Raw genomic sequence first — 14421 nt, forward strand, 5'->3', positions numbered from 1 at the left:
TCCCTTATAGGTATCAAAAATTATAATTGATATGAACTATTTAAATCCTTATAATTTATTAGTTTCCAGCAGGTTGCTCAGTAGCAATTTCCGCTTTGGGCTCTTCAGCCTTTTCTGCAGGTTTTGCCTCTACTTTTGCTACTTCTGCTACAATTTCAAATGGAAAATCAACAATTACTTCACGGTGTAAACGGATAGAAGCATTGTATTTCCCAGCACGTTTGAGGGTGTTACCAGCGATAGAAATAAATTTCTTATCAATATCGTGACCCGCTTTGGCTAATTCTTGTGCTAAATCACCATTATTAATTGACCCAAAAAGCTTATCTCCAGCACCTACTTTGGCAATAATTTTCACCACCAATGACGAAAGTGCTTGAGCTGTTTTCTTAGCCTCATCAATAATGTGTTGCTCTTTGTAAGCTTTCTGTTTTAAATTTTCAGCTAATACCTTTTTTGCTGAGGGAGTAGCCAAAATTGCAAATCCTTGCGGAATGAGGTAATTACGTCCGTAGCCGTTCTTTACTGTAACGACATCGTCCTTAAAACCTAAATTATGTACGTCTTGTTTTAGTATAATTTCCATAGTTTCTACTCCTGTTATTATTTTAATAAATCGGCTACATAAGGCATTAATGCCAAGTGGCGTGCTCTCTTCACAGCGGTAGCCACCTTGCGTTGGAACTTCAATGAAGTACCAGTAAGACGACGAGGTAACAACTTACCTTGCTCGTTTACAAACTTCAAAAGGAAGTCAGCATCTTTGTAATCAATGTATTTAATACCTGATTTTTTAAAACGACAATATTTCTTTTGTTTTGAAGTGTCGATGTTTAGCGGAGTAAGATATTTGATATCTCCTTTTTTTTGTTCTACTGCCATTTTCTTACGCTTTTTTAGTGTTTAACTTTGCTCTTCTCTTTTCAGCCCACTCAATGGCGTGCTTGTCTAATTTCACAGTCAGGTAACGCATCACGCGCTCATCACGACGGAATTCTAATTCAAAAGCATCAATTACTTCACCAGCTACTTTAAACTCGAAGAGGTGATAAAATCCGCTTTTCTTGTTCTGGATTGGGTAAGCTAATTTCTTCAAGCCCCAATTCTCTTTTGCTACAAATTCTGCACCCCTTGAAGTAAGAAAATTCTCAAACTTTTCTACTGCTTCCTTTATCTGTGTATCAGATAAAACGGGATTCAAAATGAAAACAGTTTCGTATTGATTCATAATAAAATGATTAATTTTTAATTCGAGGTGCAAAAGTACTACAATTATTTTACCTGACCAAATAATCTGCAATATTTTTTACAAAATAATACCCAAATACCTGACAATGAATAATTATTATAACTCTCTCACCTTTCTTAAAATCTATATTAAACCTTCTTGTATCAAATTATGCAAGTGTATAATCCCCTCATATTGCCCTTCACGCGTTACCAATAACTGCGTAATTTTATTCTTCTCCATTAGGTGTAACGCATCAATAGCCAAACTCTCCAAGTCAATCGTCTTAGGGTTAGCACTCATTATATCTTTAGCCACCAATCCCTTTATACTATCCGTTTTACTGAGCATTCTGCGGATATCCCCATCAGTCACTACCCCCACAATTCGTCCATTATCAATCACAGCAGCTACCCCCAACATCTTTTCCGATATTTCCACAATCACCTTCTTAATATCAGTATCCGGAGCCACTTCGGGTTTTTGGTTGTGCACTACAATGTCAGCCACTTTCAAGTACAAGCGTTTCCCTAATGCTCCACCGGGGTGATATTTAGCAAAATCACTGCTACCAAAATGCTTCATTTCAAGCAAACACACCGCTAAGGCATCTCCCAAAACCAACTGAGCGGTAGTGCTAGTCGTCGGAGCTAAGTTATTAGGGCAAGCCTCTTTCTCTACGTGAGCGTAAAGCACACTATCAGCCTGTTGGGCTAAAACCGAATTTCTGTTAGAAGTAATCGCTATCAATTTGTTATTACCGCGTTTAAGCAATGGTACCAATACTTTTATTTCGGGCGTATTACCACTTTTTGAAATGCATATCACCACATCGTCCTGTTGTATGATGCCCAAGTCACCGTGAATCGCATCAGCAGCGTGCATAAAGATAGCAGGCGTACCAGTAGAATTCATTGTCGCCACTATTTTATTAGCAATAATAGCACTCTTCCCGATACCCGTAATCACCACACGCCCCTTCGATTGCAATATATACTCCATCGATTTAGTAAAATCGTCATCTATATAGTCTACTAATTTAGCAACTGCCTGAGCTTCTTCACTGATAGTTTGTTTGGCAATGGTTATAATTTCTTCTGTTTTCATTCTCAATAAATTGTTTTGCGTGAGGCAAAAGTAATACTTTTTTTGTTCATATAAAAACACCATTCGCTTTTTTGCTTTCTAACAAACATCTTTTCTATACAATTAAAACGCTTTATTCACTCGCTTTTTGCGACACTCTCTTGGCTAAAAAGAACAGTTTATCGTGCTACACCCTTCTGTATAAAATGAAGTCTTGAATAGCCATTTTACAAGGCACATCCTTGATTTTGTTTTAAATTTGAAATCAATTTTGCTTAATTTCTGAAGCACAGCCTCACTTCTCTACTTCAAACTCACATTATTTACTATCTCCACATACTTTGCCAAAGTTTGAGATTTTGGCAAAGTTGAAATCACCTTCGCCCTCCTATGCTCTTTTCACTTCAAACCTTTCGTTTCTTCACTCTTTACCCTTCGCCTAATTAACATTTTTTAACTCTTCAATCTTCGCTCTTAATCCCTCATTCTTAACCACTTATATACCCTTTCTATACCAATCATCCAAGATTCGTATAAGCTTCCTATAAGCTTTCTATAAGCTAACTATACCATAATCCCATCTCCGATATCTTACGAGTTTATCCGAGATTTTCCGATAACACACCTTTGCAATCCCTACTCTATTGAAAAAAATAAGGCAATAGTTTTTCATACCATTGCCTTATAATAATTATTTTTTGTTCTCTTCTTTGCTCATTCCTTTTTCACTTCTTGTAGCATTACATCACAAGGACAAAATAATAATAAATATAAAATTAACTGCTTTATTTTCCTTTCTTCCAATTTTCAAGTTCTTTCTCCTTGTCTGCCCATTCTTTTTTAAGCTCCTCTGCCCAAAGCAAACGATTTTTAGCGTCGTTAATTACTTTGTCCCAATCACTCCTTTTAGTGCCAGTTCTATCGATCTTTCCTATTGGGTAAAAATAATCGCCATAGGCTCCTGCCACAATTCCTTTATCTTTAATATAAACGAGCTCATCAATACCTCTATTATCATAATAAGAATATTGATAAAAGAAATACATAGTATCCTCCCATTTTTCTTCTATATTAGAGAGGTAAACACCTTCAAGGATATCAGGTATAACAAAAATATCATCTAAATAAAATTGTTGAAAAGGCTTAAAATTCTTATATTTCTGCTTCAATAAGTTAATAGGTACTATAGGTTGATTGGTATTAAGGATAAAATTCTTGGTAGCTAATTGAATCTCACGAGGCACCTCTATACAATAAAAGTCATCTACTCTAATAATTTTGCCTACATAATACTTATCTTTTACCTTTTTTACTAATTTAGTTCTACTAATATCGTATTCTTTCTTGAGGGGAACATTAAATACTTTATGAATTATCCTTCTGAAAATTTCTTTTGTAGGAAACAGATTGTTCTTTATTTTCTCAAAATCTATTTCTTCCCAATCAGTTTTGCTACTTAGGTCAGGAAGTACAGCAATCAAAACAATGTAGTTATAATTTTCATTTAGTCCATAACCTTTTGAAAATACATTGTAGATTTCAATATGTCTTTTAGGTCCATAAGGTGACGTATCAAGTGTATATTGCTTTACTTGATAGTTAGCGGTGAGGCTATCTAATAGTATATATTTTTGTTCTTGTGCCATAATGGCACAAGAACAAAATAATAATAAATATAAAATTAACTGTTTCATTTCCCTTTCTTCCAGTTTTCAAGTTCTTTCTCCTTGTCTGCCCATTCTTTTTTAAGCTCTTCAGCCCAAAGAAGAGGTTTTCTACCATCGTGAATTACTTTCTCCCAATCTCCTCCTAAAATATCTCTTTTTCCTTTTGAGTAAAAGAAATAAACATAAGCTCCTGCTACAATACCTTTATCTTTGATATAAACAAATTTATAAATAAAGTTATCATCACAAAATTGATAAAAATAATACATCATATCTCCCCATTTTTCTTCTATATTCGAAAGATAAGTACCTTCCAAAACATCAGGAATAAGAAAACCTTCGTCTTTACCCAAAGGAAAAGGATGATAAGGAATTACTTTTTTGTAATCTTCCTTTAATATACTTATAGGTTTTATTGGCTGATTGGTGTTGAGAATAAAATCCTTTGTTGCTACTTGCATATCACGAGGAAAATCCATACAATAGAAATCATCTACACGACATATTTTACTTACATAGTACTTATTATTTATTTTCTTAACTAATTTTACCCTATTAATATGTAAACTCTTATCAGAAAAGACTCCAAATATTTTATAAATAATTCTCCTAAAAATATTTTTAGTAGGAAATAGATTGCCCTTTATTTTATTGAAATCTATTAGTTCCCAGTTTGTTTTACTGTTAAGATCTGGAAGTACCGAAAACAACACTATATAATCATCATTTTTGTTTAATCCGTAATAAGATGAAAAAATGTTATATATTTCAATAGTATTTTTAGGACCATAAGGTGAAGTATCAAGTGTATAGTGTTTTACCTTATAGTTGGCAGTGAGGCTATCTAATAGTATATATTTTTGTTCTTGTGCCATTATGACACAAGAACAAAAAAGTAATAGGTATAATAACTGCTTCATTTTCCTTTCTTCCAGTTTTCAAGTTCTTTCTCCTTGTCTGCCCATTCTTTTTTGAGCTCTTCAGCCCAAAGAAGAGGTTTTCTGCCATCGTGAATTACTTTGTCCCAATCACTCCTTTTAGTACCAGTTCTATCAATCTTTCCTCTTGGGTAAAAATAATCGCCATAGGCTCCTGCTACAACTCCTTTATCTTTAATATAAACAAGCTCACCAATACCTCTATTATCATAATCAGAGTGTTGATAAAAGAAATACATCACATCTCCCCATTTCTCCTCTATACTAGAAAGATAAATATTTTCAAAAATATCAGGCATAACAAGGATTATATCATCTAAATAAAATTCCAAAAAAGGTTTTAAGTTTTTGTATTCTCTTCTCAACACATTAATAGGTGTTATGGGTTGATTGGTATTAAGTATAAAATTCTTGGTAGCTAATTGAATCTCACGAGGCACCTCTATACAATAAAAGTCATCTACTCTAATAATTTTGCCTACATAATACTTGTCTTTTACCTTTTTTACTAATCTCACCCCACTAATATCATCTTCTTTCTCAAGAGGAGCATTAAATACTTTGTAAGTAACCCTTCTAAAAATTTCTTTTGTAGGAAATAGATTGTTTTTTATCTTTTCAAAATCTATCACTTCCCAATTCGTTTTACTACTGAGGTCAGGGAGTACAGAAAACAAAATTATATAATCAATCCCTTTATTTGCACCATAATATGGAGAAAATACATTATACATTTCGATAGTATTTTTAGGACCATAAGGAGAAGTATTAAGAGTATACTTCTTTACTTGATAGTTAGCGGTTAAACTATCTAACAATATATATTTTTGTTCTTGGGCTTCTACAGCCCAAGAACAAAATAATAGTAAGTAAAATAAGTTTTTCATAAGCCTTATTTTTTAGCCTTTTCTTTTTCAGTTTATTCTTTTTTAAGCTCTTCAGCCCATATTAACTCTCTACCTACTTCTTTTTTTATAGCAGGTTCACTGTTATGTGAGTGACGCGGACTTTGAGTGTCGAACAAAAAATCATAACTTCCCGCTACAATGCCTTTGCCCTCTATATAAGCAAAGCGTTCAATGCCACGATGATAAGCCTCTAACCCCGAGCGATTATTCCAAGCAGTGAACGTCCAAAACAGATAAACAGTATCTTTGCCCCGTTTTTCTGTACCCGATAGGTAAATACTTTCAAAACAACGATCCAAGAAAGATTCTTTATCTTCCATCGGTGAAGCATATTTAGTAATATGTGTTCCTTTGTTCAATTCTTTTTTTAACTCAGCATAAGTAACAAAATCTTGTTTTGTATTGATGATGTTACTATCGTTCAAGTGTACTTTTGAAGAATAGTTCATCAATTGAAATACTTCTACTAAACAGGATCTTGCTTTATAATACTTGTCGCCTTCTTTTTTTACTAAAGGGAAGGAGTTTAAGAATTTATTTTTATTACTTCTGCGGACTTCTTCTATCTTAACAACAGCTTTTTCGACCTCTTCCTTAGAGACTTCTACCCAAGAGTTAGCATTGTTCATATCAGGTAATACCGAGATGAGGGTTAAATAATTATAACCAAAGGAAACTCCCTGATTATAAACGTTATACATCTCAATCTCTTTCCCTTCATAAAAAGAATGAGGGCGTAATGTATAGTGTTTTACTTGATAATGAGCGGTAAGGCTATCCAAGAATATATATTTCTGTTCTTGGGCGTTGAGGGCACAAGAACAAAATAATAATAAATATAAAATTAACTGTTTCATATCCCCATTCTCTTTCTCTCTTCTTCTTTTTTAGCCCATTCCTTTTTGAGTTCCTCTGCCCAGAGGAGTTCATTTTCGGGAAGACGTTTTAGTTTACGCCAATTACCTGTTTTATCAATAAAAAAAGGGCCTGGCATAAAATGATTAAAATACACACCTGCCACAATTCCTTTCCCTTTAACATAGCCAAAACGACTTATGTTCGTATGTAAATTCTCGTAAAATTGGTAGAAACAATATATCATATCCCCTCCCCTTTCTTCTATGTTTGAAAGATAAGTATTTTTAAGAAAATCGGGGATTCCACAAAAAGAATCGGTATTTTGTTCAAAAGGGAAATCCTGACAAAGAGGAGATAACTTCCTAAAAAAATCTCTTAAAGCACCAATAGGTGTTATAGGCTGATTGACATTGAGAATAAAACTTTTTGTAGCTATTGGTATGGGAAAAGAGTCGTTTATACAATAAAAATCTTCCACCCAACAATACTTACTTGCATAATATTCTCCCTTTATTTTTTTGACTAATTTTACCTTATTAATATATATATTTTCATTAGAAAATACTCCGAATACTTTATGCATAATTCTTCTAAAAATGTTTTTTGTTGGGAAAAAGTTATTTTTAATAGTTTTATAGTCTATTTTTTCCCAATTTGTTTTGCTATCAAGCTCAGGGAGCACCGAAAAAAGCACTATATAGCAATCATCTTTACTATTCCCGTCATAGAATACATTATACATTTCTATTGTATTCTTAGCTCCATAGGGTGAAGTATCAAGTGTATACTGTTTTACCTTATATTTAGCGGTAAGACTATCAAGCAATATATATTTTTGTTCTTGGGCTTCTATAGCCCAAGAACAAAAAAGTAATATAAATAATAAACGTTTCATAACTTATGAGATTTTAAGGGGTACAAGTTGTTCCACTTTTTCCCAATTTTTGTTGCTCATCTAAATATTTTTCTCTTTCAGACAAAGAATAATCTTCTACCACTCCTGCTTTTGCCATTGCAATGGCTTCTTCCATAGAAATTCTAGTGCCAGGAAGAGACATAATACCTTTTGCCAAACGCTCTATAAAAGGCGCAAATCTTTCGTGTTTATCTAAAAAAACATATCTTCTAACTTGTTCGCCTCCTATGGAAAGAAATTGTTGTTTAATAAAAGGATATTTTCTATTAAATGCTTCTTGCTCTAATGAAAATGATTCAGCATTTAAATAGCCGTGAATTACTTCGTGGTAAACAGTAGCTAAAACATATTCTTGTGAAGCTCCTTTTATGATATCATCATTTAAGTAAACATCACATTCAAAAGTATTTGCAGTTGTACTTCCCCAAGATTTAGTATAGGCTACATCACCTTTATGTCGAGAGTCTGTTGCAAAAGATTCATTATGAAATGTTATATTATAATTATCATCTGAACCAAACATTCCAAGAATATTAGAAATCTCATTATTCAGTGTCTTAGCTTGGTCTAAAACAGCTTTAGCACAAGGGTTCGTGAATTTATTAATAATCTTTTCTTCTACTTTAGTTCCGTCTGAGCGCATCAAACTGGCTCCTACACTACTACTCCCTCCTTTATATGAACCTCCACCTGTATAAGAGTGATGATTTTCCTTAGAATCAGGGTCGGGGAAACCATTATTATTAGGTGTATAAGGGGTGTAAGACGGATAAGGAGTGTAAGAATCATTAATACGCTTTTTACGCTTTCCATAAACCGTTACTTCTTCTAATGGAATAGGATTGTCATCTGAACCTAATCCACCACCGTCACTATTAGCACAATCACAGTCGCCCTCTCCATATTCAGTTTCACATTCACATCGAATAGCAAAATGATGGTGACCATCTCCTTTTCTACCTGCCTGTGCTGCCTCCGTATCCACTACAAGTCTATACCTTCCTTTGTATTTAGGTACCAACTCGTGGGTAATAACCCCCTCTTTCATTCGGTAGGCAGAAATAAATTTTCCTTTGGGGGTAAACAAGTAGAAGTCAGCATTTACAATGCGGTTATCGCTCGTAAGGCTATCTACCTTAGTAACAAAAAGGGTTTGTTCGGTAATACCGTCTTTCTTCAAAAAAAGTATTTCGGCACTTAAGTCACTACCTACTATAGTTACCGGTATTTTAGAATAAGCATCGCCTACGAGCGTTTGTGTTTGCACAAAATACCGCCAATCGGTTTCTAATTCAATAAACGGGTACTTCCTACGGCTTACACTGTTAGCAGTGCGTTTCTGGTTTTCCGAAGCCTCAAAAAGACTCTTGGCTTCGTTTAAGCTCACTACCGCTTGTGGGTCTACGGTAGGAACAGGGTCTTGTTGTGGTGCCTCAGAGGCATCTTCACGTTGGCAATAAGTAAGCGCAAAGGCTACCAAAGCCAACATTCCAAATTTGAAAGTTCTTTTTCTCATAGTTTATTTATTTTTATTTTTGCCCCAAAAGTATAATGTATTTCTTTAAAAGTCAATAGGCAAAAGTAAATTTTAACATTTCGTTTCTCCTTCAAACTTTGCTGAAAAATAGGGTAAATCCTTCATTTTAACATTTTTTTCTTAATCATTTTGTCCAAACATTGCTGAAAACTCAAAGTTTAAGTCAAATCATTGTATTTTTTTCAATAACACAAACTATAATATTTAACACATTTTAACCCTCTACAATCTGTAAATTTAACTTATTTCTCTCTCCGAGAATTCCAAATAAACTTACATTTTCTAATTCTCACATTCTCTCATTTTCTAATTCTCCCATTTCCCCTGCCCGTGCGACTCGCATCCCTTTAGCTTCAAATAAACCTTGATTGTCAAACTGATATGTGTTGTCATTTTTTAGAGCTTGTCCTCCTTCGGGGGGTCGGGGGCTTTTGTCACTCGTCATTCTCTCATTTTCTAATTTTCTAATTCTCCCATTTCCCTGCCATCGTGTTACGACCGCCTACTGCGCTACGGCTATTTTCTATATAACCTCCTTTTTTCACTTTTTCTCCAAAAAAATTTCCATCATCCAAATATTTTTTCTACCTTTGCAGGAATTTTGTAAGGTAAAATAGTTGCCTTACTGAACTTATATCAATGGAAGAACCAGTATTAGATTTAAAAGAAGTATCAGTATATCAAAAGAATACCCTCATTCTCTCCAATGTAAATCTCACCATTGGAAAAGGTGAATTAGTGTACCTTATCGGCAAAACAGGGTCAGGAAAGAGTAGCTTAATCAAGTTGCTCTACGGCGATTTACCCCTTACCAAAGGACAAGGAAAAGTCGTAGGTTTCAACCTAAATAAACTCACCGAAGACGAAATCCCTCTGCTCCGCCGTAAACTAGGAGTGGTATTCCAAGATTTCAAACTGCTTACCGATAGAAGCGTGCACGATAATCTCGCTTTTGTGCTGAAAGCTACCGGATGGACTGATAAAGCAAAAATACAACAACGCATAAAAGAGGTACTTGCAAAAGTAAAAATGCAAAATACAGGTTTTAAGTTCCCTCACGAGCTATCAGGAGGCGAACAACAACGCATAGCTATCGCACGTGCCTTGCTCAACAACCCCGAACTCATCTTAGCCGATGAACCCACAGGTAACTTAGACCCCGAGACTAGTGTAGAAGTAATGCAAGTCCTCAAAGAAATCAACGCCTCGGGACGAACCATACTGATGGCAACTCACGACTATGCCCTCATTCTCAAGTTCCCTTCCAAAACCCTAAAATGCGATGGCGAACGCATCTTTGAGGTTGTACAGAGAAGGGTATAATTGTAATTGGCAATTTGCTAATTCACTAATTTACTAATTAAATTAATATAATGGCGATAAAGATACTTGCAAACGATGGAATTTCCGATTCAGGAAAAGAAGCGTTAGAAAAAGAAGGTTTTGAAGTTATCACTACTAAGGTAGCTCAAAACCAATTGATAGACTATATAAACAAACACGCAATCGATGTGCTCTTAGTGCGTTCAGCCACACAAGTGCGAAAAGATATCATCGATAGCTGTCCGTCACTCAAACTCATCGGTAGAGGAGGCGTAGGAATGGACAATATAGATGTGGCACACGCCAAAAGCAAAAAACTACACGTGATTAATACCCCAGCCTCTTCGGCTAATTCGGTAGCCGAGCTCGTTTTTGCTCACCTTTTCAGTGGCGTACGCTTTCTACACGATGCCAACCGCAATATGCCTTTGGAAGGCGACACTCAGTTTAACGAACTCAAAAAAAACTATAACAATGGCGCCGAATTGCGTGGTAAAACCATAGGCATTATAGGTTTCGGACGTAGCGGACAAGCGGTAGCTCGCATTGCTATCGGTTTAGGAATGAACGTAATGGCTTACGACCCCAAAGTAACTGAGGCAGTAATAACCCTCGACTTTTTCGACGGACAAACCTTGCCTTTCACTATCAAAACCGTAGAAAAAGAACACCTACTGGCAAAAGCTGATTTTATCACTCTCAACAACAGCCCAGCAGAAGGAGGTTATATACTCGATGCAAAAGAGTTTGCCTTGATGAAAGATGGTGTAGGAGTCATCAATTTAGCACGTGGAGGTGCTTTAAATGAAGTAGCCCTTATAGAAGCCTTAGATAGTGGCAAAGTAGCTTTTGCAGGTTTAGATGTATTTGAAAACGAACCCAACCCCGCTATACAAGTGTTAATGCACCCTCAGGTATCGCTTACCCCACACATAGGGGCAGCTACTAACGAAGCTCAGAACCGCATAGGTTTTGAGTTAGCCTCACAAATTATAACCTTATTAAAATAATTATTATATGGCAGGAATGTTAGATTTTTTAGGAGGTGATAACCTTCAACAACTCGTAAAAGGATTGAGCGAGAAAACAGGTATCGGTAGCGATAAAGTAAGCTCGGTAATGGATTCACTCAAATCGATGCTAGGCAAAGCCGAAGGTAGTGAGATTTTAAACAAACTCACAGGCGACGGGCAATCGTCTACCTTAAAAGCTATCAGTGAGAAAACAGGTGTTTCATTGGATAATGTAAGCAAGATTTTCCAAAACTTAACCCCAATGATATCCAACTTTTTCTCAGGCAAAGGAGGTAACATCAGTGAAATGATGAACTCTTTCTTTGACAAAAACAAAGACGGAAATGTAATGGATGATATTATGGGAGGTATTGGCAACCTCTTTGGCGGTAATAAATAATTACCTTATAACCGTATTTTTAACATTACTTTGGCAAAGTTTTTGTACTTTGCCAAAGTAATTTTTATTTCAATGAATACTGACGAATACTTTATGCAAAAGGCTTTAGAAGAAGCACAATTAGCTTTCGAGGAAGACGAGATTCCCGTAGGAGCCATTATCACCATTGATAACAGAATTATCGCCAAAGCCCATAACCTTACCGAGCGCCTCAACGATGTGACAGCGCACGCCGAAATGCAAGCCATTACTATGGCTGCTCACTATCTAGGAGGTAAATACCTCACAGGTTGCACTATGTACCTCACGTTAGAGCCTTGTGCAATGTGTGCAGGTGCTTTGTATTGGAGTCAGTTATCGCGTTTAGTCTATGCTGCCCCCGATACCCATAGAGGTTACAGCGTAATGGGGGGCAAACTGCACCCAAAAACCGAAGTAGTTACTGGTATTTTAAGCCAGGAAGCTACAACCTTGTTAAAACAGTTCTTTCAGCAAAAAAGGAAATGAGAAAAACCTTTACTCTTATAGCACTCTTTCTCTTGGGAATGAATTATCTTCTTTCTCAAGAAATAGATACTTTAAAGGTAAAAGACTCGCTATTAGAAGGCATTTCACCTGAAAGAGAAGCTAAAAACAGAGTATTTTATGAGAGAATCAGAAACTTCTTTAGCAAATATAAGCTCACTAAAAATCTCAATAACTTTATTATAATTGAGGAAAAGACATCCGAAGGTACAAGCACCTCTACCGTTACTCCTAAAAAAGCCCCTTCTTATCAAGGGAAAATCATTAGAAATATCGTTATTACTACCTTAGACCCTTTTGGGTTTGACGAAAGAGATTTAAACAAAGTACCAAACACTCGTTTGGAGCGTTTTGGCAATGCACTTCACGTGAAAACCCGCGAAAGCACGGTACGCAAGTTTCTCCTGTTTAAAAAAGACAAGCCCTTAGATACCCTTTTGCTGAGTGAAACTGAGCGCGTATTGCGCAATCAGCGGTATATCCGTAGGGCACAAGTGCGTGCTATCCCTGTGAGTCAAACCTCCGATTCAGTAGATGTGCAAGTGAATGTGCTCGATAGCTGGTCTATATACGTCGACGGCGACTTGGCAGGCAGTAGAGGCTGGACACGACTTACCGAGCAAAATCTCTTTGGGATAGGACACGAACTCTCGCTCACCTATCAACAATACTTTTCAGGAATCGGGAACAATGGTAAAGGTTTTAACTATGTGGTGAGAAACATCAAAAACACTTACATCAATGTGCGAACCGGTTATTATTCCGATTACGAGAACTATTTTTCAAAGAGCATACAGGTAGAGCGACCATTGTATTCACCTTTGGCACGCTGGTCGGGGCGCTTAGGTTATTACGAATACCGATATGAAGACGAAGGTATTAGTTATTGCGACTCTATCTATATTCCTATCTTAATGACACGCACCTTCGATGCTTTTGGTAGTTGGGTAAAGCCCCTCAGAAAAGTAGAAAATAAGCGCATCAATAACTTTATCATAGCTGGGCGTTTTCGCAATATAAATTATTACAAGAAACCTTCTCCCGAGATAGACCCCGAGCAATATTACGGCAACGAGAACCTATATCTCACTCAATTCAGTCTCAATAGTACAGGCTTTGTGAAAGACCGTTATATCTTTCGCAATGGCGATATCGAGGACGTAGGAATAGGGCGTTCTTTGTTTCTCACCTCAGGGATACTGCGGAAGAACTACGCTACTTTGCCCTATCTCGGTATAGGCTTTGCTGAAGCAAACTATACCAAGCGTGGTTACCATTCTATCAACTTTGAGGTAGGCACATTCTTTAAGGATGGCACGAACAAAGAAACTGTGTTAAGAGGTGAAGGTACCTATTTCAGTAAATTGTTCGACATAGGCGATTGGCATTTTCGTCAGTTTTTGCGCTCCTCTTTTGTAGTAGGTTTTAACCGAAATGTATACCAGCGAGACAGGATCAACTTAAATGAATCTAATGGTATCTTAGGCTTCAGTAGTCGTGAAGTATACGGCACACGCAAACTTATTCTCACCTCACAAACGCAAGTATATGCTCCTTTTCAGCTGATAGGCTTTAGGTTTAGCCCGTTTCTCTCAGCCGATATAGGTTTTATAGGCAGAGAAAATACTGCCTTTCTAAAAACAGAAGTATACTCTAAGGTTTCCATAGGTTTTTATATCTCCAACGACTATTTTCCCTTTGGAGCCATACAATTCTCCTTTGGGTATTATCCTAATATTCCAGGTACAGGTAACAATATCTTCAAATTCACAGGCGTTACCAACGACGATTTCAGGCTACACAGCTTTTCCCAACGCTTGCCTAATATCGTATCGTTTAGGTAACTTCGCCTTACCTTCGTTCTTTCTTCGTTCATCGTTCGTCATTCCTTCATCTGACCGTGCGACTCGCACCTGCTCGTGTGGCTCATACCTCCGCATTTTTAACTACGTGACAAAATGTCTGAAACTAACTGACAGAAGAATAATGGCAATGTTTTTGCTTTTCTAAAAGGAATGTTTT

15 protein-coding genes are annotated in these 14421 nt (G+C 36.2%); 5 read left to right on the forward strand and 10 right to left on the reverse strand.

All coding sequences use genetic code 11. The annotated features are described in order from the left end of the window. Positions 1–58: 58 nt before the first annotated feature. The 10 genes from rplI to HMPREF1528_RS04650 form a co-directional block, all read right to left on the reverse strand. A complete protein-coding gene (gene rplI, locus HMPREF1528_RS04605; RefSeq protein ID WP_016478826.1) occupies positions 59–586 on the reverse strand; it encodes a 50S ribosomal protein L9 in 528 nt (175 codons plus the stop codon). Positions 587–603: 17 nt separating this feature from the next. Then, positions 604–882, reverse strand: coding sequence for a 30S ribosomal protein S18 (rpsR, locus tag HMPREF1528_RS04610; RefSeq protein WP_002671374.1), 279 nt, complete (start codon positions 880–882; stop codon positions 604–606). Between the two features lie 4 nt (positions 883–886). Next, a complete protein-coding gene (rpsF, locus tag HMPREF1528_RS04615) occupies positions 887–1228 on the reverse strand; it encodes a 30S ribosomal protein S6 (RefSeq protein ID WP_002671370.1) in 342 nt (113 codons plus the stop codon). Between the two features lie 144 nt (positions 1229–1372). Beyond that, positions 1373–2335 (reverse strand): SIS domain-containing protein, encoded by a 963-nt coding sequence (locus HMPREF1528_RS04620; protein ID WP_009410800.1) that lies wholly within the window; start codon positions 2333–2335, stop codon positions 1373–1375. A 764-nt stretch (positions 2336–3099) separates the two neighbouring features. Beyond that, positions 3100–4008 carry a hypothetical protein gene (locus tag HMPREF1528_RS04625; RefSeq protein ID WP_034567849.1) on the reverse strand — a complete coding sequence of 303 codons (909 nt, stop codon included), beginning with the start codon at positions 4006–4008 and terminating at the stop codon, positions 3100–3102. Continuing rightward, entirely contained in the window at positions 4005–4856 is an 852-nt protein-coding gene (locus HMPREF1528_RS04630) for a hypothetical protein (protein WP_016478828.1), read from the reverse strand. The genes HMPREF1528_RS04625 and HMPREF1528_RS04630 overlap by 4 nt, the downstream gene beginning before the upstream one ends. A 41-nt stretch (positions 4857–4897) precedes the next feature. Then, the gene (locus tag HMPREF1528_RS04635; protein WP_016478829.1) at positions 4898–5806 is read right to left on the reverse strand and encodes a hypothetical protein; all 909 of its coding nucleotides are present in this window, start codon (positions 5804–5806) and stop codon (positions 4898–4900) included. A 32-nt stretch (positions 5807–5838) separates the two neighbouring features. Next, positions 5839–6684, reverse strand: a complete 846-nt coding sequence (locus HMPREF1528_RS04640) for a hypothetical protein (protein WP_016478830.1) — start codon at positions 6682–6684, stop codon at positions 5839–5841. After that, positions 6681–7580 (reverse strand): hypothetical protein, encoded by a 900-nt coding sequence (locus HMPREF1528_RS04645; protein WP_009410203.1) that lies wholly within the window; start codon positions 7578–7580, stop codon positions 6681–6683. Before HMPREF1528_RS04645 ends, HMPREF1528_RS04640 begins: the two co-directional genes overlap by 4 nt. 13 nt (positions 7581–7593) lie before the next feature. After that, positions 7594–9117: a hypothetical protein gene (locus HMPREF1528_RS04650; RefSeq protein WP_016478831.1), complete on the reverse strand. Its 1524-nt coding sequence runs from the start codon at positions 9115–9117 to the stop codon at positions 7594–7596. A 660-nt stretch (positions 9118–9777) separates the two neighbouring features. Between HMPREF1528_RS04650 and HMPREF1528_RS04655 the strand changes: the two genes are divergently transcribed. The 5 genes from HMPREF1528_RS04655 to HMPREF1528_RS04675 all read left to right on the forward strand — a co-directional run bounded on the left by HMPREF1528_RS04655 (position 9778) and on the right by HMPREF1528_RS04675 (position 14243). Then, a complete protein-coding gene (locus HMPREF1528_RS04655; RefSeq protein ID WP_002671339.1) occupies positions 9778–10461 on the forward strand; it encodes a cell division ATP-binding protein FtsE in 684 nt (227 codons plus the stop codon). Between the two features lie 50 nt (positions 10462–10511). After that, on the forward strand, positions 10512–11471 hold the full coding sequence (locus tag HMPREF1528_RS04660; protein WP_016478832.1) for a D-2-hydroxyacid dehydrogenase: 960 nt from the start codon (positions 10512–10514) through the stop codon (positions 11469–11471). A gap of 7 nt (positions 11472–11478) precedes the next feature. Continuing rightward, positions 11479–11874, forward strand: a complete 396-nt coding sequence (locus HMPREF1528_RS04665) for a DUF937 domain-containing protein (RefSeq protein WP_009409989.1) — start codon at positions 11479–11481, stop codon at positions 11872–11874. 72 nt (positions 11875–11946) lie between these two features. Continuing rightward, complete coding sequence (locus tag HMPREF1528_RS04670) at positions 11947–12381, forward strand: nucleoside deaminase (protein ID WP_016478833.1); 435 nt, start codon at positions 11947–11949, stop codon at positions 12379–12381. Further along, positions 12378–14243 (forward strand): hypothetical protein, encoded by a 1866-nt coding sequence (locus HMPREF1528_RS04675; protein WP_016478834.1) that lies wholly within the window; start codon positions 12378–12380, stop codon positions 14241–14243. Before HMPREF1528_RS04670 ends, HMPREF1528_RS04675 begins: the two co-directional genes overlap by 4 nt. Positions 14244–14421: the final 178 nt, after the last annotated feature.

It is taken from the genome of Capnocytophaga sp. oral taxon 336 str. F0502 (assembly GCF_000411575.1).
GTDB classification, from domain to species: Bacteria; Bacteroidota; Bacteroidia; order Flavobacteriales; family Flavobacteriaceae; genus Capnocytophaga; species Capnocytophaga ochracea.

Bases quoted from the DNA above. Each gene is read 5' to 3' on its own strand.
- HMPREF1528_RS04625 (WP_034567849.1), bottom strand. From the start codon at position 4,008: ATGAAACAGTTAATTTTATATTTATTATTATTTTGTTCTTGTGCCATT.
- rplI (WP_016478826.1), bottom strand. From the start codon at position 586: ATGGAAATTATACTAAAACAAGACGTACATAATTTAGGTTTTAAGGAC.
- HMPREF1528_RS04630 (WP_016478828.1), bottom strand. From the start codon at position 4,856: ATGGCACAAGAACAAAAATATATACTATTAGATAGCCTCACTGCCAAC.
- HMPREF1528_RS04655 (WP_002671339.1), top strand. From the start codon at position 9,778: ATGGAAGAACCAGTATTAGATTTAAAAGAAGTATCAGTATATCAAAAG.
- HMPREF1528_RS04650 (WP_016478831.1), bottom strand. From the start codon at position 9,117: ATGAGAAAAAGAACTTTCAAATTTGGAATGTTGGCTTTGGTAGCCTTT.
- HMPREF1528_RS04675 (WP_016478834.1), top strand. From the start codon at position 12,378: ATGAGAAAAACCTTTACTCTTATAGCACTCTTTCTCTTGGGAATGAAT.
- HMPREF1528_RS04640 (WP_016478830.1), bottom strand. From the start codon at position 6,684: ATGAAACAGTTAATTTTATATTTATTATTATTTTGTTCTTGTGCCCTC.
- HMPREF1528_RS04645 (WP_009410203.1), bottom strand. From the start codon at position 7,580: ATGAAACGTTTATTATTTATATTACTTTTTTGTTCTTGGGCTATAGAA.
- rpsF (WP_002671370.1), bottom strand. From the start codon at position 1,228: ATGAATCAATACGAAACTGTTTTCATTTTGAATCCCGTTTTATCTGAT.
- HMPREF1528_RS04635 (WP_016478829.1), bottom strand. From the start codon at position 5,806: ATGAAAAACTTATTTTACTTACTATTATTTTGTTCTTGGGCTGTAGAA.
- HMPREF1528_RS04660 (WP_016478832.1), top strand. From the start codon at position 10,512: ATGGCGATAAAGATACTTGCAAACGATGGAATTTCCGATTCAGGAAAA.
- rpsR (WP_002671374.1), bottom strand. From the start codon at position 882: ATGGCAGTAGAACAAAAAAAAGGAGATATCAAATATCTTACTCCGCTA.
- HMPREF1528_RS04620 (WP_009410800.1), bottom strand. From the start codon at position 2,335: ATGAAAACAGAAGAAATTATAACCATTGCCAAACAAACTATCAGTGAA.
- HMPREF1528_RS04665 (WP_009409989.1), top strand. From the start codon at position 11,479: ATGGCAGGAATGTTAGATTTTTTAGGAGGTGATAACCTTCAACAACTC.
- HMPREF1528_RS04670 (WP_016478833.1), top strand. From the start codon at position 11,947: ATGAATACTGACGAATACTTTATGCAAAAGGCTTTAGAAGAAGCACAA.